At 63.7% G+C, this 21,117-nt stretch carries 16 protein-coding genes; 3 read left to right on the top strand and 13 right to left on the bottom strand.

From position 1 onward, the window contains the following. Positions 1-184: 184 nt before the first annotated feature. The 13 genes from U1872_RS20760 to U1872_RS20700 all read right to left on the bottom strand — a co-directional run bounded on the left by U1872_RS20760 (position 185) and on the right by U1872_RS20700 (position 17,296). Complete coding sequence (locus U1872_RS20760) at positions 185-4,411, bottom strand: strawberry notch-like NTP hydrolase domain-containing protein (RefSeq protein ID WP_332794801.1); 4,227 nt, start codon at positions 4,409-4,411, stop codon at positions 185-187. Between the two features lie 177 nt (positions 4,412-4,588). Beyond that, on the bottom strand, positions 4,589-5,515 hold the full coding sequence (locus U1872_RS20755) for a replication initiator protein A (RefSeq protein WP_332794800.1): 927 nt from the start codon (positions 5,513-5,515) through the stop codon (positions 4,589-4,591). A gap of 241 nt (positions 5,516-5,756) precedes the next feature. Further along, on the bottom strand, positions 5,757-7,091 hold the full coding sequence (gene repC / locus U1872_RS20750) for a plasmid replication protein RepC (protein WP_332794799.1): 1,335 nt from the start codon (positions 7,089-7,091) through the stop codon (positions 5,757-5,759). A 680-nt stretch (positions 7,092-7,771) separates the two neighbouring features. Then, positions 7,772-8,215 carry a winged helix DNA-binding protein gene (locus U1872_RS20745; RefSeq protein ID WP_332794798.1) on the bottom strand — a complete coding sequence of 148 codons (444 nt, stop codon included), beginning with the start codon at positions 8,213-8,215 and terminating at the stop codon, positions 7,772-7,774. Next, positions 8,212-8,694, bottom strand: a complete 483-nt coding sequence (locus tag U1872_RS20740) for a hypothetical protein (RefSeq protein ID WP_332794797.1) — start codon at positions 8,692-8,694, stop codon at positions 8,212-8,214. Before U1872_RS20740 ends, U1872_RS20745 begins: the two co-directional genes overlap by 4 nt. 25 nt (positions 8,695-8,719) lie before the next feature. After that, a complete protein-coding gene (locus tag U1872_RS20735) occupies positions 8,720-9,085 on the bottom strand; it encodes a hypothetical protein (protein WP_183937248.1) in 366 nt (121 codons plus the stop codon). Positions 9,086-9,112: 27 nt separating this feature from the next. Beyond that, positions 9,113-9,604: an RNA polymerase subunit sigma-70 gene (locus tag U1872_RS20730; protein ID WP_332794796.1), complete on the bottom strand. Its 492-nt coding sequence runs from the start codon at positions 9,602-9,604 to the stop codon at positions 9,113-9,115. 233 nt (positions 9,605-9,837) lie between these two features. Then, positions 9,838-10,149 carry a hypothetical protein gene (locus U1872_RS20725; protein WP_332794795.1) on the bottom strand — a complete coding sequence of 104 codons (312 nt, stop codon included), beginning with the start codon at positions 10,147-10,149 and terminating at the stop codon, positions 9,838-9,840. 733 nt (positions 10,150-10,882) lie between these two features. Further along, on the bottom strand, positions 10,883-11,215 hold the full coding sequence (locus U1872_RS20720) for a copper-binding protein (protein ID WP_332794794.1): 333 nt from the start codon (positions 11,213-11,215) through the stop codon (positions 10,883-10,885). Then, positions 11,212-14,373, bottom strand: coding sequence for an efflux RND transporter permease subunit (locus tag U1872_RS20715; protein ID WP_332794793.1), 3,162 nt, complete (start codon positions 14,371-14,373; stop codon positions 11,212-11,214). Before U1872_RS20715 ends, U1872_RS20720 begins: the two co-directional genes overlap by 4 nt. Continuing rightward, positions 14,370-15,587, bottom strand: a complete 1,218-nt coding sequence (locus U1872_RS20710) for an efflux RND transporter periplasmic adaptor subunit (RefSeq protein ID WP_332794792.1) — start codon at positions 15,585-15,587, stop codon at positions 14,370-14,372. The genes U1872_RS20715 and U1872_RS20710 overlap by 4 nt, the downstream gene beginning before the upstream one ends. Beyond that, complete coding sequence (locus U1872_RS20705; RefSeq protein ID WP_332794791.1) at positions 15,584-16,837, bottom strand: TolC family protein; 1,254 nt, start codon at positions 16,835-16,837, stop codon at positions 15,584-15,586. Before U1872_RS20705 ends, U1872_RS20710 begins: the two co-directional genes overlap by 4 nt. Positions 16,838-16,927: 90 nt before the next feature. Continuing rightward, entirely contained in the window at positions 16,928-17,296 is a 369-nt protein-coding gene (locus U1872_RS20700) for a hypothetical protein (RefSeq protein WP_332794790.1), read from the bottom strand. A 325-nt stretch (positions 17,297-17,621) separates the two neighbouring features. Between U1872_RS20700 and U1872_RS20695 the strand changes: the two genes are divergently transcribed. From U1872_RS20695 to U1872_RS20685, 3 genes are all read left to right on the top strand, one after another. Continuing rightward, on the top strand, positions 17,622-20,123 hold the full coding sequence (locus U1872_RS20695) for a heavy metal translocating P-type ATPase (RefSeq protein WP_332794789.1): 2,502 nt from the start codon (positions 17,622-17,624) through the stop codon (positions 20,121-20,123). Further along, a complete protein-coding gene (locus U1872_RS20690; protein WP_332794788.1) occupies positions 20,120-20,503 on the top strand; it encodes a MerR family DNA-binding protein in 384 nt (127 codons plus the stop codon). The genes U1872_RS20695 and U1872_RS20690 overlap by 4 nt, the downstream gene beginning before the upstream one ends. A gap of 307 nt (positions 20,504-20,810) precedes the next feature. Beyond that, a complete protein-coding gene (locus U1872_RS20685) occupies positions 20,811-21,104 on the top strand; it encodes a PepSY domain-containing protein (RefSeq protein WP_332794787.1) in 294 nt (97 codons plus the stop codon). Positions 21,105-21,117: the final 13 nt, after the last annotated feature.

The following is a 21,117-nucleotide window of genomic DNA, read 5'->3' as shown; positions in this document are numbered from 1 at the left end:
ACCTTCAACTGCTCGCCCGGCAGGCCGCGCCGGCCTGATACGGGGCGTATCCTTCGGTGGCCGGCGTCACCAGTCATCCGCCACGCCTATTTCGCGCAGGCCTTTTTCAACAGCCTCGAACGGTTGTGACACCACGCGAGGCTGCTTCCGCCGCCCCACAACGCACTCATTAGACTCAGAATTCTTAGGCAGCACGCATGATCCGGTCGATCACGGTCGCAGCGGTCACGACGGGAACGAAGATCCGCGTCTTGTGCTGGATGATCTCAATGAAGCATCCGGCTGCCTTCAGCTCGGCCAACCGCGTGTACGGCCAGTCGAGCAGTTCGAGGCGCTGCTGGCCGGCGACCAGGCTGCGCTTCAGCCGATACGCACCGAGCGCGGTGATCTCAGCCGTCCCCATGACGTGCCTGGCGGTCTCGGCACCCGACACCGTGATGGTGGTGGCGATGCCGAAGGCGTCCGCGAGCTTGGTCACCAGCGGCGCAGGGACGATGCGGCCGAGGAAAGACTGGCCGTCGTCGGTGTTGAGACGCCAGACCTGGACGTGATCATCGGGCAGGCGGTCCCAGACCGGCAGGAGCAGGCCGGTGACGAGGTAGAGGGTGTTGGTGCGGATCTTGCCCAACATGTCCTCGACCTCGGCCTGCCACAGCGCGGAAAACTCCGCCTCGCTGGCATCTTCCCACATCGTTTCGAGCAGAAGATCCTGCCGCATCCGTTCGGTGCGCGTCGGGCGGACCAGCTCGTAGCGGCGCACGATCTCGCCATCGTCGTCGGTGAGCGAGTAGGTGCTGCACCGGATCGCGGCCTTGCCCGACTTGCGGTTGACGATCGGACGAGCTTCGTCGCCGAGGATCCGCATAGCGCGATCGAGCGCGAGCGGCTTGTAGCGTTCCTCGGTCTCCAACCGGAGGATCTCGGTCTCGGCGCCGCTGGTCTGGTCGCGCCGGATGACGGTGCGATCGAGGATCGTGATGCGCTCGGCGTTGATGCTCTCGACGCCAAGATCGAGCGTGCCGGCCTCCTTGGCCGCCTCGATCCGCGCCTCGATCAGCCCGAGATATTCGTCGAAGATCGCGTTCTGCATGGCGATGCGCAGCGCCAGGATGCGATTGAGCCAGCGCTGGATCGGGGGCATCTCCTCCTTGAGCCCGCCACCTTCGCCCTCCAGCTCGAGGCCGGTCAGTTTCTGAAACTCGTCCAGTGTGGTCGAGCGCAGCTTACCATTGGCGAGCAGGCGGAACCATTGTTCGAGCGACTCCTTGGCATAGTCGCTTTCGAGGTTGTCGCGCGGGTCGAACAGGCCCTGACCGCCGGTCTGTCGCTGGCCCCGGGTGAGCGCGCCCAGGCTGTCGAGCCGGCGCGCGATCGTCGAGATGAAGCGACGTTCGCCCCGGCAGTCGGTCGACACCGGCCGGAACAGCGGCGCGGTCGCCTGGTGGGTGCGGTGTGTGCGGCCGAGCCCCTGGATGGCGGCGTCAGCACGCCAGCCCGGCTCGAGGAGGTAATGATTGCGGCGCGACTGGTTTTCGCACGTCAGGCTCGCGTGATAGCTGCGGCCGGTGCCGCCAGCGTCGGAGAAGATCAGGATCTTCTTCGCACCGCGCATGAAGGCGTCGGTCTCGGCGAGATTGGTGCGGGGCGAGCGGCTTTCGACGCGCTGGCGGCCATGGGCGTCAATGATGACGCGACGGCTGCGCCCCGTGACCTCGGCGACCGCATCTGTGCCGAAATGCCCGATAATGTGATCGAGCGCGGATCCGACGATCGGCAGCGCGCAGAGCTGCTCGAGAAGATTGTCGCGCATCTCGAGCGCCTCCTGGCTGAAGACAGGGCGGCCGTCCTCGTCCGACATCGGTTCGGAGCGGGTTTTGCCGGTCTCGTCGACGAAGGTCTTCATCTGCCGAACCGGGAAGGCGGCCGTGAGGTACGACATGAGAAACTCCCTGGGCGAAAGCTCGATGTCGAGATTGGCGCGTTCCTCAATCGTAAGAGCCGCCAGTGCCCGGTTGAGCATTGCCTCGGACGTCGAGACGAGCTGGATCACGACGCTCTCGCCGCGGGCGAGATCGGCGCGGATCGCGGGCACGAGTGAGGGCAGCTTCATGCCGATCAGGAGTTGGCAGAAGAACCGCTGTTTGGTGGACTCGAAGATCGACAACGCAGCGGCCTTGGCGCCGCTATTATAGGTGTCGTTCGAGAAGCTGTCCGTAACGCGGGTCGCGTCCAGCGCCGCGCGAAGGTTGCTGTGGATGATCGCCCACGCATCGGCATAGGCGTCATAGACCTCGATTTGGTCGACGGTCAGCTTGTGTTCGAGGATGTCGTACTCGACGCCGGCGAAGCTCAACGCACGCGAGACGTAGAGGCCCTGCATTTTCAAGTCGCGCGCGATCAGTTCCAGCGCGGCGATCCCGCCCCGGCGCAGGGAGTCGACGAAGGTCCGTCGATCGGCGAACGCCGTGCCCAGACCCCACAGGCCGAGCCGCGTGGCATAGGCCAGATTGTTGACGTCGGATGCGCCTGTCGCGGACACGTAGAGGACGCGAGCGCGCGGAAGGAGGTTCTGCAGGCGGACGCCGGCGATCCCCTGGTCGGAGCCATCCTTGGTGCCGAAGCGGCCTTCGCCGCCTGCGACACCGGCCATCTCGTGCGCCTCGTCGAACACGATCATGCCGTCATAATCGTCGCCGACCCATTCGAGGATCTGCTGGAGCCGGGTGCTCTTGTCACCGCGATTGGAGCGCAGCGTCGCATAAGTGAGGAACAGCACGCCTTCGGCCGCGCCTACTGCCAAGCCGAGTTTCCACTGATTGAGATGCTGGATGTCGAGCGCGAGACCGCCAACAGCGGTCCAGTCGCGACGCGCATCTTCGAGCAGCGTCTCGGTCTTGGAGACCCAGATGTGCTTGCGGCGACCACGCAGCCATTGGTCGAGGATGATCGCGGCGACCTGGCGGCCTTTGCCGGCGCCGGTGCCGTCACCGAGGAAGAAGCCGGTGCGGTATGGACGGCCGTCCTCCGATGGTGCGATCGAGAGCCCCTCCTCGACGGGTTTGAACAGTCCGGGGCTGTCGCGCTCGAAGGCATCTCCGGCATAGATCAGCGTCTCGAGCTGCGCGTCGGAGAGCGTCTTCGCGTCGACAACCGCTTGCGGCAGCGTAGGGACATAGATCGGACGCGGCGCTGTGATCGAGCCCATGGCGATCGATTCCACCAGCGCGGTTGGATGCGCGGATGCGCAGGGGATGGCGATGCGGCTCGGCCGGTAGGGCAGGTACATACCGACAGACTCGCCGGTCGGAAGCGGCTCGGCGAACACGGTGTAGTCGATCGGGGTCGCGGTCTGCGACCGCGCGGCTTTTGCGGGTGGCGCGCTCAGACGCGGTTTGTTCGCCAAGCCGCCAAGAAGCGAGCTGCGCCCGCTCGGGCGTGCGAGCAGCGAGGCCGTGCTCGGGACAGGTGGGGACACAGGCGGAGCGGCCTTTGCGGCGATCGCCGTAAGCGCCTCCGCGAGCGTCGCGCAGCAGATCAGCTCGGCAGGCGTGCCGGTCCCCTTTTCCAGCACCATGATCTTCACAAGTTGGCTGGTGCCATGCTTCGCATAGGCGTTCGCCGGCAGTTCGAGGTGCAGCGTCAGCGTGCAACCCTCGATCGCCTTCGCCCAAGCGCGGCTCGTCGTGTCGACGCGATCGGGGAGGATGGCGGCGCAGCGGCCTCCGGCCGCCAGCCGCATCAACGCGGCACGTAAATGCCGGAAGGCGGCCAGCGGGTCGGCGTGGCGACCGATGCTGCGCGAGAAGGGAGGATTGATGAGGACGGCCGTGGGCCGGATCGTTGGTTCGAGTAGATCGTGGATCAGCTCGCCGTCGTGGCGCGTGACAGCGACGCCCGGGAAGGCGGCTGCGAGCATCTCGGCACGAGCCGGATCGATCTCGTTGCGGACCAGGCGGGCACCGGCGCGGTGCGCGAAGGCGGCGAGCAGGCCGGTGCCGGCAGAGGGTTCGAGGACCAGATCCGTGGCCGCGATCCTGCCAGCGAGCGCAGCGAGGTAGGCGATCGGGGCGGGGGTCGAGAATTGCTGAAGCTCGATTTGCTCTTCGCTGCGGACGGTGTGCGTCGGCAGGGCGGCGACCAGCTCGGTCAGCGCGGCGAGGCAATCGCCCGGGGTGGACGGCAGGTCGGCCTTCGCCAGATACATGACCTCGGCAAGTTCGAGCATGTCGTAGGCGTCGCGGAGTGACCAGCGACCGTCGGCCGAGGATCCGCCATAGGCTTGCTCCATGACCCACAGCAGCGTGTCGCGCTGAAGCGATCCGTTTCTGGCGATGTTGTCGGCGACCGCCTTGGCGGCCGTGATCGACGGTTCGGTGAAATCGAGTTCGAGAGCTGCGGCTGAAGTGCGCATCGAGGGTCTCCGGTTTTATCGCCCGGTGCTCATCACCGGATCAACAAGCCGAAGGCTCCCTCTCCTCTCAGCGCCTTTTGCATGACGGAGCATCGCTACCGCGAAGCAAACTCCCCGAGCCAGCCACGATGGACGGCCGACGCTAGGCGAACAGAATGTCAGGTATAATTTTCGATATCAGGCTGCCAATGCGGCACGACCACCTGTCAACTTATCCTTGGGCCGCATCACAACGACCGTCTCGGGCTTTCCGACTCTTCGGCCAAGTTTATCCCGCGCAGGGACTGCCGGGACGACTTCACGCACCTCGATCGAATAGCTCGGCATCTTATTCTCTGCTGCGATCTTCTTCAGCTGGCTTTTCAACGTGCGGAGCGGCGATGTGGAGCCGATTTTCGCGCCCAGCATCTCCAGAGGCATCTCATATTCTTCATCACGACAATAGCAGTGCGCCAACTCATAAAGGCGCCGCTCGATCGAGCCGAGACGGAAATAGTCGTTGTGATAGTCGTAGATGCGGCTGTCGCGCGAGACCGCGCGGACGAGCCAATCACAAAGTTGAACACGGACCGGCATGAGTTGATCGACGCCGCTGGCCGTTTCGCGAGTGGTCGCCTGCGCTTCCGCGAACCAGGAGAAGAAGCCCTTCGTCCCCACGGTGCCGGTTTTGATGTTAGTGCGGATCTGCGTACCCTGCAGACGACCGAGCGCTTCGATGAAGCGATCGTAATCACGCTTCGATGGGCGTCCGACGCCGGTGGCCCGGAAGAAGTCGTGTGCATTGAAGGTGAAGACGTTCTGTACTTCACCACCGGTCCGACCGATATGCTGCACCATCAACGATAGGACGTAGATCAGGACTTCTTTATCCCACATCGTCGCGATTCCGCTCGAACTGGGCTTGATCTCGATTTTGACGCCCTCCATCTCGTAGGTCATCGCCTCCATTTGAGGCCGCTTTGCTAATGAGAACAGCGGAAAGTCCATGATGCTTTGTTCGCCACGGACTTTGCCATGTAGCGGGCTGTCGAGATAGTCGAACAGCTTACCCTGGGTGAGAGCGACTTCTCGCGAATCCATCGTCGGGGCTCCCATCAGCTTCATGCAGTAAAACCGCTTATACCGGATCGGGCGAAAACCTGCAGTCGGATAAGCGACCGCGTTACCGATAGCACGAGGATTTGGAGCGATTTAGCTGGGAAATCGGGATGTGTTTCACATTTTGGCAGGTGCGGGCCACGGCAAACACCGTCGTGACTCGTGCTATCGGTAACGCCGTGCAAGGCGTCCCGAGATTTGGTGTGCAGTTCGACGTCCAAGCCACTGAAAGGATGCTGAGAACCCGTCACCGTAGTCCGGATCCCCGGTTAACGAGCCGCGACATCAGGCTCCCGATCGGTGTCGCGTCGGTCCCATCGGACATCCCGCGCATGGCAACAGCACGGCTCGTGTCCTTGAGACCGTGGAGCGTTCGCCCAAGGTTCAATTCGCCCTTGCCAGCCTTGCTGCTCATCCCGCGAAGATATGCGCCGGGCCGCTGGACCTCCCCGCGCCGGTATTTCTGGATGGTGGCGATGACGGAGGCAGCAGCACCTCGCTGGCCCATGATGCGACACGCCTCCTTGAACGCGTGACTGCTGATCCCCGACTGGCCCGCAAGCCGCTCCGCGGTGGCGACCACCTCGCCCCACGATCCTTCGCGGTAGAGCAGACCGGAACAGAGCTCCGGCGCGATCGACATGATGAACCCCGGATCGACACCGTGCTTCTCCAGATCGTCGTCGACGGCGGTTTGAGGTTGAGAGGGGAGGGCGCCCCTATTCTCACTACTTCCGTTCGCTAAGCCACTACTTGTATCTGCTTTAGCAGATTGGAGGTGCTTTGTAGTTGTTGAGTCGATGTCTTCATGAGCATCCCAGCATGAACTATTATCATGAGCCGAACACGTGTCTGGGACGACAATCTTGGTCGAAACCGCCTGAGCGAGGCTCCGCGCACGCTCTTCTATCTGCTCGACGCAAGCCGTCAAAAGGCCAGCATCGCGGACGCCTCGCATCTGGTCGGTGGCCATCAGCGCCAAAGCGAGATCATCACCCGCCTTCAGATCGTGAAGGTCGTCGTCGAATGCGGTTTGGGCCAGAGTCCTGATGTTTCGGCGGGCAGCGGCAAGGCGCTTGCGGAGCACTGTCAGTGCCGCGTCCTCCGCAGCTCCCTTGGCTGCGCGAGCCGCAAATTCTTGAAGCCTGGTGCCGATCGGAGCGAGGACGATGCCGTAACCCCACGTGATGTAGCCCTCGGTCCCACGGCGCCCGCCACGGTGACCGTTCGGACTATCTCGAAAGCTGATCAGACCGAAGGCTTGGGCCTGGTTCAGTAGCTTTTGGACCTGACGGACGGTCACTCCCAGCTTTTGCGCGAGCAAGTCGTTCGACGGCCAAACGACGGGGATTTGCCCACCCTTCCAGTCCTGCGGCTTCGTCCAGGCAAAGAGTAGGTCGATCACGGAGACCACGCGGAGGGGGACACCCATATAAGGAGCTGCGCGTTTCAGCGCGGCAAGCGCGTTAGAAGGTGCCAGCCCGGTCTCGAGGCCGCGAAATTCCTCGACGAGCTTCGTTGCCTTGGCGGCATGCTCGTCAAAACGGCGCAGTCCCCTGCCGGGGCTATGGGCAGCAGCCATCGTTCGTTCTCCCTGGAAGGGGGAGCCCGTGCAGACAAAGCGACACCGTGGCGCCACGATCGGCGCTTTGGAGTAGCAATATGGAAGGGAGCCAGCTAAGTGAGAATTCTCACATCCGTCCTAGCAGGCGTCCCGAAAAGCCCGGCCTCGTGCCGGGTTTTTCATGTCGGCACAGCGTCCCCCTTGATCGTTGTGACGCCCGCCCGAGTGGGCGGCGGCGGTCAGCGTTGAGCTGATCCACAGCAACGAGTGTTAAGCGGCGCTGGCCGATCGGTCGTGGGCGATGAATCGTGCTATCGGTAACGGAACGGGCAATAATCACGTGCTATCGTTAACGAAGCGTCGATCGTCGCACGTGCTATCGATAACGCCGTGCCGTTGAGACACGTGCTATTGGTAACGCCGTCGCGCTCTCGCTCGTGCTTTCGGTAACGGCGTGAGAATCGGGCGATTCGGCAGCCCCACGTAACATGAAGCACAGAAGGAGAGGGTCCTCCTCAGCGCCGCGCCGGGTATGCGTGGCGGGGAAATGTCAGTTAAGGCAGCGAGGAATTGCAAGTTCAGGCTCGAAATTGGCTGCCACCGTCTGTCCAACCGGTAGATCGAGTGGGACTTTTTCGATCGTTCGATATGTCACTGGCGACCGAGAGAACGGAGTCTTGTGTGACCCGTAGAAATCGTCAGCCCGATCTCCGATCCTGTATTCGGGACTCCGCGATCTGAAGATCGAGCCACTGCTCCGAAGCAGCAAGAAGGGGAGTGAGCGTGCCGACAATCAGGCGGCGTCCGTCATCGGGATCCGTTTGTCTAACTATGTATCCAAGCGCCTCGAGATGCTCGATGTGGCGCAAAGCGGTGGTCGTCGAGCCTCGGCTAAGCTTACAAAGCTGGGACACAGCGATGCGGCGCCGCTCGCACGTGGCCACGTAAAGCTCCAGGATCATGTCCCAGCTCGGATCATAAAAGCGGACCCCGTTGAAGTGGGTCGCCCGCCGACGCCGGCCGGTCAACACCGCCCTGGCCTCGGCAAGCCTGCGCTCGGACAGGTCCCTCGCGTCTGGCGGCATAGACAGCAAAGTGTCCTCGATCGCCTTGCGCGGCAGCCGCACGACGACGTCGATCAAGTCGTCTCCTTCAGATGCTGCACCCATAATCGTCTTGATCCGTTTCGGATGTAGGGCTCGGCGTTCGCCGGCAAGCGGAATGTGCCGAGCGCAAGCGCGCCGAGCGCGAGGTAGGCGTAGATCCCAAGCCCTGTATGGTAGGCAAAGAGCGGCACGCGGGGTAGCAGGGCGCCGAACAGGCTCATGAAGAGATCGGCTACAGCAAACCCTGCCGCCCAGATCGGCCAGAAGCGGGTCGTCGTAACGCCGAGCCAGTAGAACCCGGCGGCGACGCCCGCATCAATCACCAGGATCGATACCTCACCTGGAGCCCAGCCTTGTCTCGCTGCGATCAACCGAATAGCCGTAGTCGTGGCGAACCCCGCCACGTTGATGAGCGCGCCCAATCGCTCGGGCCTGCCCCCTCTGAGTGCCGCGAACAGCAGCACGCCGACCATGACGAGGTTGAAGATGACCGCGAGGACTATCTGGGCGCTCATAGGATTTCTCCCGGCCCGCCCGCCGTTACCCCTGCGGTGACGTAACCTCGACAATCGGCGGAAAGTCGATCTCCTCGAGCGACGCAGATGATGGCTTCGGCAAATTCTCGCCCCAGCTCGTCTCCGTCAGACCCAGTTGGCGACCGACCTTCTCGACGAACAGATGCGCTCGCATTGCCATCTGATCCTGACCATCGACGAGGGCCGACAGCGCCGCGACCGTCGCCTTCACCGTGCGCTGCGTCATGGCGGCGGATAGGCTGTGCGCCTCCGTCGCCTCGAGCGTGGTCAGCAAAAATTGCGCCGTATCGCGTGTGGCTAGATTGATCGATCGCTCCGCTCTGCGCAGTTCGTCCGCGACGATCCGGCTTGTGTTCGAAAGGGATTGCATAATGCCTCCTTGGGCACCGCGCGCCCGTCACATTGGTTTCAGCCCGAGCAGAAGAAGCAGCGTTACAATCGCCATGCCGGCTGCGGTCAGGCCCAAGGGGGTCACGATCGAGATGATCGCGGTCCAGACGGCAACCTGCTTCCAGGTGAGCATATTCGCTGCCGCCCCAGCGGTCGGCAACGGGAGGAGAAGCGGGAAAGTTGGCGGCGCGGAAGGTAGGTCGTTTGCAGGGGGTAACGGCTCTACCCCTCCGTCGTACTCCGCCAGGAGCCGCGCGGCATCAAAACGGGTCGGCACACCGAGGATATTATTTGCCTTTAACAGCTGCTTATCGACCGCCCGGTGGCTGCTACCCGTGGCCGCCGCGATCTCCTTCGAGTTGCGGTTCTGAAGCACAAGGCGGAGATAAGACCGTTGCCGATCGGTCAGGCGGGCAATGCGATCAGGTTCGCTTACATCGGGCGCCGGGGTTGGGGGCGTCTTTTCGGCAGGACGTCTGCCCGGTTCGTTGGTCAGCATGCTCTCGAAAAACTCGCGACGCGGAATGATTCGGCTCCAGATCAGGGATAACTCCTAACGGGCTCTGCCGATCAAATTGACATCGCGAATGAGTTGAGTCGGCGCGCGAACGCGGCGAACAGGTCACGTTCGAGCGTCCACTACGCGTCGCCGGGTTATCAATTTCGAAGCAGGCCGAACCCATGCGCACCTCGGCGATCGGCAGCGGCCGCCACTCAGCATGAGTGATAGCCCTAGTGAATGGACGGAAACTTGCCGAGAGTTGCGGCTGTGTCGTTCATGCGTGAGGCCCAAAAGGAAAGGATCTGTCCCTCGGCAGGGCGATCTTCGGCTGTATGCGCGGCAAATTCGGACAGGGTGCGGGCGAGTTCGGCGCTTGTGATCACGCGTTCGCGTTCGAGTATCGTGGCCAAAAAAGCCAGCCAGTCACCATGTGCCTGCACCAGCGCTTCGACCTGAAGCATTCCCGAACCATTTCCGGAGAAACCCTTTGATGGGCTTTGACGCCGGCGGAAACTCGTAAGCAAACTTTTGATCAAGGACATGGCGCGCGTTCCATCAACCGCCCGTAGCCGGGACGGTTGAACACGCGGGAACACTGGTAACCACGCCCCACGTATTCCCCGCACCGACAAGCGGTAGCAAGGTCTTGTATTTCGCGGGCCGCCCGACGGAAATCGGGGACCCAGCATTCGACCGCACATGCGGGCCAAGGATGGTGTTCAAGCCATGCCCAAGCCCGACCGCTATGGCACAAGGCTCAGGCGAAAACACGCCGTCATTGCAAATCCAAGCAGACCCCAGCACCCTGGAAGCAAGCGTCGCGCTCGTTGCCGGATCGATCTGCCGCATGGCGGGCGGCTCGGGAACTCGCTCGGACGATCGTCGTGTCGATCGCCTTGCTGAAAAGGGAAGAAACGTTTTTCGCAAGGGCAGCAGCCCTTGGTGTTCCCCGCGACAGATCGCCTCCGGGGGGGAGGTCATCAACAACGATCGGGCATTGCTCGCGCGCTGCGCGTCCACAGGTGTGCCGCGTGGCACACCTCCAGCGAGGATCGTCACCCGTGAGGGCAGAGACGCTGGCACGGTGGCTCGGTCGGCGCCGATGGAGCAGTGCCCGGTAGGGTAGCGCCCGATTATCGGCAAAAGAGTATGTATCTCACAAGCCGGCAGCGGCGACGGCTACCGCGAAGATCCGAATACTTCGGGGGGATCGGCTGAGTTCGGGAAGGTGCGATGGTTGCCGCGTACCGATGGAAACGATCGCACCGCCCAGGATCAACGCGCGCGGATCGCTGTAACCTCCGCAAGGGAGCCGCGCATCCTCATGGCGAAGTCGACGCGCTGTCCGACTTTCACGGTCTTGAGCAGTGCCGGTGGGATTGCCGTGAACGCCATCGTCATCGCGGGCCAGCCCAGTGCCGCGATCGGCCCATGCTGGATCGTCACTTTGGCGGCTTTGGAATCGATCGCAGTCACGACGCCACGGCCACGCCCGACTTTCACGGCCCCTTTCACCGGCATGCCCTGCATGGAAGCGCCCGCCTGCGCCGATGCTGTCATCGTCGCGAAGCTGGCGAGGACAGCGAGTGCGAACAGGGTCTTCTTCATAGCATATTCCTTTGCAGCGGTGGGACTGGGGTCGAAGCGTGAGTGGATCGCCGGGCGCGCCGCAGCAGCAGAAACGCTGCCGGCAGGACCAGCATCGAGAGCAACGGTGCGGTGAGCATGCCCCCGATCATGGGAGCCGCGATCCGGCTCATCACTTCGGAGCCGGTGCCTGTACCGATCAGGATCGGAAACAGACCGGCCAGGATCACCGCAACCGTCATAGCCTTGGGCCTGACACGAAGGAGGGCGCCTTCGCGCAGTGCAGCCTCGACCTCGGCATCGTTCGGCACTGGGCCTCGGGCATCCAGCGCATGCTTGAGGTAGATCAGCATCACCACGCCGAACTCCGCCGAAACACCGGCGAGCGCGATGAACCCGACACCGGTCGCGACCGATTGGTTGTAGCCGAGAAGATAGAGCAGCCATAGACCGCCGGTGAGCGCAAACGGGAGCGTGCCCATCACCAGCGCGGCTTCATCGAGCCGGCGGAAGGTCGCGTAGAGCAGCAGGAAAATGATGACCAAGGTCGCCGGAACGACGATCTTCAATCGCTCGACCGCGCGCTGCAGATACTCGAACTGGCCGGTATAGGTGACGCTGACGCCGGGCGGCAGTTTCACCTTGGCGGCGATCACGTTCTGCAGATCACGAACGATGGTGGTGAGCGGCGCGCCGCGTCCATCGATGTAGATCCACGTCACCGGTCGGCCGTTCTCGCTGCGCAGCATCGGCGGTCCATCGGTGATGCGAACGTCGGCGACGGTGCCGAGCGTGATCTGCTGCCCTGCCGGCGTCAGCACGGCTAAGTTTCGCAAGTCATCGATGCTGTCGCGCAGCTCACGCGGGTAGCGCACGCTGATCGGATAACGCGCGAGTCCCTCGACGGTCTGGCCGATCGTCTCTCCCCCAATCGCGCTCGACACGACCGACTGCACATCGGCGACGTTGAGACCATAGCGTGCCGCAGCGGCCCGGTTGATATCGACATCGATATACCGCCCGCCGGTGAGGCGTTCGGCCAGCGCCGAGCCGACCCCAGGCACGGTTTTCGCGACCTGTTCGATCTCGCGCGCGGCCGCATCGATCTCGGCGAGGTTCGCGCCTGCCACCTTGATACCGATCGGACTCTTGATGCCGGTCGACAGCATTTCGATCCGGTTACGGATTGGGGGAATCCAGAAATTGGCGAGGCCCGGCACCTTTACCGCCGTGTCGAGTTGATCGATCAATTTGTCCTGCGTCATGCCCGCGCGCCACTGATCCTTGGGCTTGAAGCGGATCGTGGTTTCGAACATTTCGAGCGGGGCAGGGTCGGTCGCTGTGTCGGCGCGGCCGGCCTTGCCGAACACGCTTTCCACTTCGGGTACGGTCTTGATGAGCCGGTCGGTGAGCTGGAGAAGCTGGTCGGCCTTGGCTGTCGAGATTCCGGGCAGCGCGGACGGCATGTAGAGCAGGTCGCCCTCGTTCATCTGCGGGATGAACTCGCCGCCTAGCTGGCTGATCGGCCAGAGGCTGGTCGCAAACACGAGGCCGGCGATGACCAGCGCCTGTTTCGGCCGCGCCAATACCCAGTCGAGCGCGGGACGGTAGATGCGGGCGAGGACGCGATTGATCGGATTGGCATTCTCGGACGGGATGCGGCCGCGGATCAGCAACCCCATCAGCACCGGGATCAGCGTGATCGACAGGATCGCAGCGCCCGCCATCGCATAGGTCTTGGTGAAGGCGAGGGGCGCGAACAGCCGCCCTTCCTGACCCTGAAGCGAGAAGATCGGCACGAACGAGAACGTGATGATGAGAAGGCTGAGAAACAGCGCCGGGCCGACCTCGACCGCTGCGGCGGTGATCACGCGCCAGCGCTCGGCACCCGCCAACGTTTCGTCGGGATGGTCTTGCGCCCAATGTTCGAGATGCTTGTGCGCGTTTTCGATCATGACGACGGCCGCATCGACCATTGCGCCGATGGCGATGGCGATGCCGCCCAGCGAAAGGATATTGGCGTTCAGTCCCTGCACGCGCATCGCGATGAAGGCGATGAGGATACCGAGCGGCAGCGTGAGAATGGCGACCAGCGCTGATCGAACGTGCCAGAGGAACAGCGCGCAGACGAGCGCCACGACGATGAACTCCTCGATCAGCTTGCTACGCAGATTGTCGACCGCGCGATCGATCAGGCCCGACCGGTCATAGGTGGTGACGACCTCCACGCCGGGTGGCAGGCTCTTCTTCAATTCCTCGAGCCGAACCCGTACCCCGTCAATTACCTCGCGCGAATTCTTGCCCTGGCGCATCACGATGACACCGCCTGCAACCTCGCCCTCGCCGTTGAGCTCGGCCAACCCGCGACGCATTTCCGGCCCGATTTGAACCGTGGCGACGTCGCCGAGTGTCACGGGCACGCCGCCTACCGTCTTGAGCGGCACGCTGCGGAAATCGTCGAGCGTCTTCAGATAGCCGGTCGCTCGGACGATATATTCGGCCTCGGCCATCTCTAGGACCGATCCGCCGCTCTCCTGATTACCGCGCTTCAGTGCCTCGGTCACCGCCTCATGGGTGATGCCGTAAGCGGCCAATTTCTGCGGATCGAGCACGACCTGATACTCTTTCACCATGCCGCCGATGCTCGCGACCTCGGCGACCCCCGGCACGGTCTTCAATTCGTAGCGCAGGAACCAGTCCTGGATGCTGCGGAGCTGTGCGAGGTCATGACGCCCGGTCCGGTCGACCAGCGCATATTCATAGACCCAGCCCACCCCGGTAGCATCCGGGCCGAGCGATGCCTTTGCACCCTCGGGCAGGCGGCTTTGCACCTGGCTCAGATATTCGAGTACCCGGCTGCGCGCCCAATAGAGATCGGTCGCGTCGTCGAACAGCACATAGACAAAGCTGTCGCCGACGAACGAATAGCCGCGCACCACGCGCGCGCCCGGCACGGACAGCATCGTCGTCGCAAGCGGATGCGTGACCTGGTTCTCGACGATCTGTGGGGCTTGGCCCGGATAGGTGGTGCGGATAATGACCTGGACGTCGGACAGGTCGGGCAGCGCATCGACCGCGGTCGAGCGCAAAGCGCCCACTCCGACCACGATCAGCGCGAGGGCGGCGAGCAGGATTAGGAAGCGCGCCTTGACGGACGCCTCGATGATCCGCGCGATCACTTCGTGTCGCCCGTGATTGGCCGCGCGGCGATGCCGGTCAGGCTCGCCTCGCTATCGAGCAGGAACTGGCCCGATGCGACGACCTTCTCCCCTGACGCCAGTCCGGCTAGGATTTCGGTCTGGCCGCTTGCCTCGCGCCCGATACGGACCTCGGCCGGTCGGAAACGACCCTTGCCATCGGCGAGCATGACGAGCGTGCGCTTGCCGGTGCGGATCACGGCTTCGCTCGGCACCAGCAGCGCGGTGTCGGACGTACCGCCTAGATGGACGGTCGCGAACATGCCGGGGCGCAGGCGACCGCCTGGGTTGCGCAGTTCGATCCGTACCGTCAGCGTTCGGCTGTCCGCCTGCGTCGTCGGCAAGACGGCGATAACGCGGCCGGTGAAGCGCTCGCCGGGGAACCCCGCCAGCTCGGCATTCGCAGTCTGCCCAACTTTAAAAGCGCTTGCGCGCACTTCCGGCACCGCGGCGTTCAACCAGACCGTGGCGAGGCCGTTAACCTGGGCAAGCGTCTGCCCGGGCGCGAGCGTGACCCCGGCGCGGGCATCGAGTGTCTGGATAACGCCCCCGATCGGGCTGCGGATGGTGGTCATCCCGCGCCCGCCCGCCACGCCGCCCGGAATGCCGACCAGTCGCAGACGCTGGCGTGCGGCAGCGATCAACGATGGATCGCCGGTTTTGCGCACCGCTTCATATTCGCCCTGTGCGCCACCCCATTCGGGGACCAACACGTCCGCGATCGGCGCCCCGGCACGGATTATGTCGCCCGGTGCGCGGCCATAGACCCGCTGGATGAACCCTGCGGCGCGTGCCTGGATGACCGCGACATCGCGCTGGTTGAAGTCGACCGCACCGGTCACATCGAGCGTGCCGGCCAACGTGCCGGTGGTCGCGGTCGCGAGCCGGATGCCGAGGCTCTGCATTGCCGAAGGGTCGACCGTAACGCCTGGCTTTGCCGTTGGGCCGCTACTCGCGTCGGCATATTTGGGGATCGTCTTCATCCCCATCGACGACAGGGAATCCGGATTGTCGTAATGCTCCTGCGGCACCATCGGGTCGTAATAATAGAGTGGCTTGCGAGGAGTACCCGGCGTCGCGGCGACAGGTGCCCCATTCCGCGAACCGGCCAGATAATAGCCTCCAGCGCCCGCGACGAGGGCGACAGCGGCAAGTGTCGCAGCGAGCTGCGACCGTTGAGGGGATGTGAGGGTCATTGGTCGGCGCTCCCGAACAGGAGAATGAGCCGCGCGCCATCCGCGGCGACAGTCGCCTCGCGATCGAGCGTGGTGAGGGCCGCATCGGCAAGCGCGGCATGCGCGTCAGCGATGTCGGTGAGGGTGGCGCGCCCGGCGCTGTAGGTGCCGGTCTCGAGCATCACCCGCTGCTCGGCGAGGGGCTGCAGCACGTCGCGGGCGCGCGACCATTGCGCGTGGTGCATCGCGTGATCGGCAAGACCTGCTTCGAGATCGGCGGTCAGATCGCGCAAACTGGCATCTGCGCCGGCGCGTGCACTGTTGGCATCGGCAGCGCGGGCCGCGATCAACGGTTCCTGACGCCGCTTTTTGAACAACGGCAGGCCGATCGTGACCCCGGCAGACACGTAATCGCCGAACCGGGGATCGCGGCGTTGGTAGGACAGATCGACGCCGAAATCGGGACGCCGTTCGGCCTCGGCGATGCGGAGATCGGCATCTGCGCGACCGATCGTGGCGCCGGCCAACACCAGTGTCGGATGCTGGCGAAGCGACGCGCGCAAGCGCGCCGGCTCTACCGTGAAGTCCGGGATCGGACCTGCGATGTCGGGGTCGGCTTCGCCCGTCCAGCGCGTGAGGTCGGCACGTGCGCGGCGGACCATCGACACCAGCTCGTCGCGCCGGTCCTGTAATTTCGCAACGGCTTCGCGCCCGGCGAGAACCTGCGCTGGCCGCGACGCCCCCGACGCGACCGCACCGGGCGACGCTTTGACGAAGCGGTCGAGCCGTTGGAGTACCGTGTCGAGCGTCGTAAGGCGCCGCTTTGCATAAGCGAGACTGATCCAGGCAACCGCGGCCTGGACCTTGACGATGCGCGCCTCCACGCCGGTTTCTGCGTCGGCGACGCCAATGTCCGCCTCGGCGCGACCACGTTGCGCGCGACGCTTGGCGAGATTGGGAATGTCCTGTGAGACACCGACGCGTGCCCAAGTGAAATTATCGCGCTGTGGCTCGAACGCGAGCGGTCCCGAGATCGGAAAGCTGTCGATCCCGAGCGCGAGCTTGGGATCGGGCAACTGCCCCGCGGCGCTTCGCGCCGATCGGGTAGCATCGGCGCGAAGCGACTTCGCCTTGATCGACGGCGCGTCGGCAGCAGCTTTTTGGAGCGCCGTGTCGAAGGTCAGCGGTCCGGCGATCGCCGGCATACTGACCGACGCGAGCGCGAGCCATACCAGCGCGCGCGACGCGCGGCGGCGTAAGAGGGTTCGCATTTCGTCTTGTCCTGATCCTTGAGTTCACATCGCGCCGTACCCGGCGCATGCGCGCGGGGTCGCGTGACAGGCACGCGCGCGGACTTGAAATCAGATCAGCGTCGAAGGCGGTTCTGGTTCCGGAGGGGTCGAACGGCCACGCAAGGCTGGGAAGAGACCGATCTGCTCATCACGATCGGATCGGGCCGCAGCCTGGAGAACCATCGATGCGTCGGACAGTATCATCGATCCGCCCGACGCCATCATCGCGATGCAGCCAGCAAAGCCGCACTTGCAAGGCTTGTGGGCTGCGTCCTTCTCCGCCGCTGACATGCAATCCGGCGTGGATGCCATGTCGCTGGTTGCCATCGCCGCCATGTCCATCGAACTTTCCGGGGCGGCAAGCGCCTGGGCCGGCTGCTGCACAGCAAGCCCGACCGTCACGCCGATCAGCATCAGGAAAAGAAATAGGCGCTTCACATGCGCTTCCTGCGGGGCGCCTCTGAACCTGTCAATTGGCCAAGTCTTCTTCGGGAGATCATCGATTTGGTTACATGATGAATCTGGCAACCTCGCCCTGTTACCCGTGTTTGGGAGAACAGGGCGGGGCAGCACTCGTTATTGTGATAACCCGCCGGGCGGTCCTCGTGGCTCCCGGCCTACTGCTCTGATGAATCAATTGGCGTATCACTACCGCTTGTTTCTAAGGGCAACCGACCCCGGCCGCGTAGAGTCTAGGTAGGCAGGCTTGACCTTGACACGATGTCAGACCCTACATGCCCACGGGTAGAAGGAGTCTCACGCCATGAACGACCCTCATCCCCATACGTCTCAAGCCAACGGGTGCGGCTGTTCTGGGCAGAGTACCACTGAGCCTGCGGCGGCGACTGCCTCTCCAGCGCCAGTGGCCTGCTGCTCGGGTGGAGCGGTTGAGGGGCCTCCTGAGACGGCCAAACACGACGGGCATCACACTGAGGCTGGAGGTTGCTGCGCGGGCGGCAAAGTCTCTGCAGGCGCAGCGACCGTTACGGACCCGGTGTGCGGGATGACGGTCGATCCGGCGAAAGCGGCGCATCATGCCGAGCACGCCGGCCAAACCTATCATTTTTGCTGCGCCGGTTGCCGGACCAAATTCGTCACCAACCCTGACGCCTATCTCGGCGACAAGCCGAAACCCGAGCCAGCTGCGACGCCGGGAGCTATCTGGACGTGTCCCATGCACCCGCAAATCCGCCAGGAGGGACCGGGGACGTGTCCGATTTGCGGCATGGCGCTTGAACCGGAAGAACCGTCGCTCGATGATGGACCCAATCCCGAGCTGGTCGATTTCACGCGTCGGCTGTGGGTGGCGGGCGTGCTCGCCGTGCCGCTGCTGGCGATCTCGATGGTCGCCGAAATGCTCAGCGTCCATGTCGTCAGTCCTGCCGCATCGCCTTGGATACAGCTCACGCTCGCCGCGCCGATCGTAATGTGGGCGGGCTTGCCGTTTTTCCAGCGCGGATGGACTTCGCTTAGCACCCGCCATCTCAATATGTTCACGCTGATCTCGATCGGGGTCGGCGCTGCCTTCCTCTACAGCTTGGTCGCTACGGTTGCGCCCGGCATCTTTCCGTCGACCTTCCGCATTCGCGGAGGCGTGGTCCCGGTTTACTACGAAGCCGCGGGCGTCGTGGTGGCGCTGGTCCTGCTCGGACAGGTTCTCGAACTGCGCGCCAGAGCATCAACGGGGCGCGCGATCCGCGCACTGCTGGATCTTGCCCCCAAGACGGCGCGCCGACTGCGCGCAGACGGGTCCGAGGAGGAAGTCAGCCTTGCCGACGTAGCGGCCGGCGATCGGCTGCGCGTTCGCCCCGGTGATGCGATCCCCGTCGACGGCCTGGTGGTCGAGGGACGCTCCTCGGTCGATGAATCCATGCTCACCGGCGAGCCCGCCCCTGTCCTCAAGGAGGTTGAGGCGGCCGTGACGGGTGGAACGGTCAACGGCACGGGCAGCCTGGTCGTGGAAGCGCGCGCGGTCGGGTCGGATACGATGTTGGCGCGGATCGTTCGCATGGTCGCGGACGCGCAGCGCAGCCGTGCACCGATCCAGGCAGTCGCCGATCAGGTGTCTAGCTGGTTCGTGCCGTTGGTCGTGCTCGTATCTATCGCGACGTTTGTGGTGTGGTCTCTGGTCGGTCCTGAGCCGCGCATGGGCCACGCCATGCTCAACGCCATTGCCGTGCTCGTCATCGCCTGCCCCTGCGCGCTAGGTCTCGCTACGCCCATGTCGATCATGGTCGGGACGGGCCGTGCGGCCCAGGCCGGCGTTCTGGTGAAGAACGCAGAGGCGCTACAAGGGCTAGAGAAAGTTGATACACTGGTCATCGACAAGACCGGCACGCTCACGGAAGGCAAGCCTAAGCTGATTGCGGTCCAGACGATCGACGCCATCGTAGAGAACGACATGCTCGCCCTCGCTGCCGCGGTTGAAGGGCAATCGGAACACCCGCTCGCACACGCGATCGTCGTTGCTGCCAAGGATCGAGAATTACAGCTTGGCACGGTCACGGACTTTGCCTCGCAAACCGGTCTAGGAGTCAGCGCCAAGGTCAATGGCCGTTCGGTCGTAATCGGGAACGCCGAGCAGATGCGTCGGATTGGCGCTGATCCCAAGGCGCTCGATGCCGATGCCGATCGTCATCGCGGCGAGGGTGCAGGCGTCATCCTGATGGCGATCGATGGCGCTCTTGCCGGCTTGCTAGCGGTCGCCGATCCGGTGCGCGCCAACGCCGGAGAGGCAATTGCCGCGCTCCGCCAGCAGGGGCTTCGCGTCATCATGCTGACCGGTGACAATCAAACGACCGCCGATGCGGTCGCGCGCGCCGTGGGCGGACTCGACGACGTGCGCGCCGGTCTGCGCTCGGAGGACAAGGCGCGCATCATCGGCGAGTTGAAGGCGAGCGATGCCAAGGTTGCGATGGCCGGCGACGGCATCAACGACGCTCCCGCGCTCGCCGCGGCCGATGTTGGTCTGGCGATGGGTACGGGAACGGACGTGGCGATCGAAAGCGCCGGCATAACGCTCACGCGCGGCGATCTCTCGGCGATCGTGCGTGCCCGCAAGCTCGCACACGCGACGATGCGGAATATCCGTCAGAACTTGTTCTTCTCGTTCCTGTTCAACGGGATCGGCGTGCCGGTCGCGGCCGGAGTGCTCTACCCCGTGGCGGGCATCCTCCTCTCGCCGATGCTGGCAGGCGCGGCGATGGCGCTCTCGTCCCTTACCGTGGTCCTCAATGCGCTGCGGCTGAACACGGTGAAGCTATGAACATCGGAGCGGCATCAGATGCCAGCGGCGTCTCGCAGCGCATGATCCGCCATTACGAGAAGATTGGCCTTGTGCCCGCGCCGCCCAGGCGGGGGAGCTACCGCGACTATGCCGACCCCGACGTTCACCGCCTTCGCTTCATTGCCAACGCGCGTGATCTGGGATTTCCGATCGAGGAGATTAGGAGGCTGCTCGGGCTGTGGTCCGATCGCGAGCGATCTAGCGGCGAGGTGAAGGCCCTGGCGGAAGCACGTGCGGCCGAGCTGGGGCGTAAGGCTCAAGCGCTGGAAGAGATGCAACGCTCGCTCATCCATCTCGCCCAAGCCTGCCAGGGGGATGATCGGCCTGACTGTCCAATTGTCGATTGCTTAGCAGGTTAGGTGACGTGAGGAAGCCCCGGCTGCCCGCCAGTACCATGCCGAGCTTCGCACGTGATCGCGCAGCCCACCCCGACCGACGACGATGAGCAGGTTGGCCCCGACGAGGAGGACCAGGGTTGCGCTCGGCGTGCACCTGCGGTTCCCTCCATTGACGCCCCACCGTGATCGATGTGCCTGATCCACGACTATAAAGCGTCCAACGAATCTAACATTGGGTTTTTATAACGCGGCCGCATCAATGGCGCAATGTAAGGTGGCGTACCAATCCGAGGTGCTCGACCAAGAGCAACTTGAGAAAGGACCTAAAATGAACAAGCTTCCTCTCCTCGCCATGGCCGCCGCTGCTGCAGGTTTGGTTCCCGCCATGGCCACTGCTGCACCGAACAAACCAGCGGCTAAATTGTCGATGGCGCAAGCGCGCGCGATCGCGCTCAACAAGGCACCCGGAAAAATCGCCGATGCTGAATATGAAAAGGAAGGTGGCGGCTGGCGGTATTCGTTCGACATTCGACAGGGAACGCGCATCCACGAAATCGGTGTGGACGCCAATACTGGACGCATCGTCGAAGACAAATTTGAAGGTCTGAATGAAAAGGACTAATACTTTGCCCTTC

This window comes from Parasphingomonas frigoris, assembly GCF_036663815.1.
Lineage (GTDB): Bacteria > Pseudomonadota > Alphaproteobacteria > Sphingomonadales > Sphingomonadaceae > Sphingomonas.
Note: the sequence above shows the minus strand (reverse complement) of the source record. Positions and strands in the feature narration are given on the sequence as shown.

Bases quoted from the DNA above. Each gene is read 5' to 3' on its own strand.
- U1872_RS20695 (WP_332794789.1), top strand. From the start codon at position 17,622: ATGAACGACCCTCATCCCCATACGTCTCAAGCCAACGGGTGCGGCTGT.
- U1872_RS20720 (WP_332794794.1), bottom strand. From the start codon at position 11,215: ATGAAGAAGACCCTGTTCGCACTCGCTGTCCTCGCCAGCTTCGCGACG.
- U1872_RS20740 (WP_332794797.1), bottom strand. From the start codon at position 8,694: ATGAGCGCCCAGATAGTCCTCGCGGTCATCTTCAACCTCGTCATGGTC.
- U1872_RS20735 (WP_183937248.1), bottom strand. From the start codon at position 9,085: ATGCAATCCCTTTCGAACACAAGCCGGATCGTCGCGGACGAACTGCGC.
- repC (WP_332794799.1), bottom strand. From the start codon at position 7,091: ATGGCTGCTGCCCATAGCCCCGGCAGGGGACTGCGCCGTTTTGACGAG.
- U1872_RS20730 (WP_332794796.1), bottom strand. From the start codon at position 9,604: ATGCTGACCAACGAACCGGGCAGACGTCCTGCCGAAAAGACGCCCCCA.
- U1872_RS20755 (WP_332794800.1), bottom strand. From the start codon at position 5,515: ATGAAGCTGATGGGAGCCCCGACGATGGATTCGCGAGAAGTCGCTCTC.
- U1872_RS20725 (WP_332794795.1), bottom strand. From the start codon at position 10,149: ATGTCCTTGATCAAAAGTTTGCTTACGAGTTTCCGCCGGCGTCAAAGC.
- U1872_RS20690 (WP_332794788.1), top strand. From the start codon at position 20,120: ATGAACATCGGAGCGGCATCAGATGCCAGCGGCGTCTCGCAGCGCATG.
- U1872_RS20685 (WP_332794787.1), top strand. From the start codon at position 20,811: ATGAACAAGCTTCCTCTCCTCGCCATGGCCGCCGCTGCTGCAGGTTTG.
- U1872_RS20710 (WP_332794792.1), bottom strand. From the start codon at position 15,587: ATGACCCTCACATCCCCTCAACGGTCGCAGCTCGCTGCGACACTTGCC.
- U1872_RS20705 (WP_332794791.1), bottom strand. From the start codon at position 16,837: ATGCGAACCCTCTTACGCCGCCGCGCGTCGCGCGCGCTGGTATGGCTC.
- U1872_RS20760 (WP_332794801.1), bottom strand. From the start codon at position 4,411: ATGCGCACTTCAGCCGCAGCTCTCGAACTCGATTTCACCGAACCGTCG.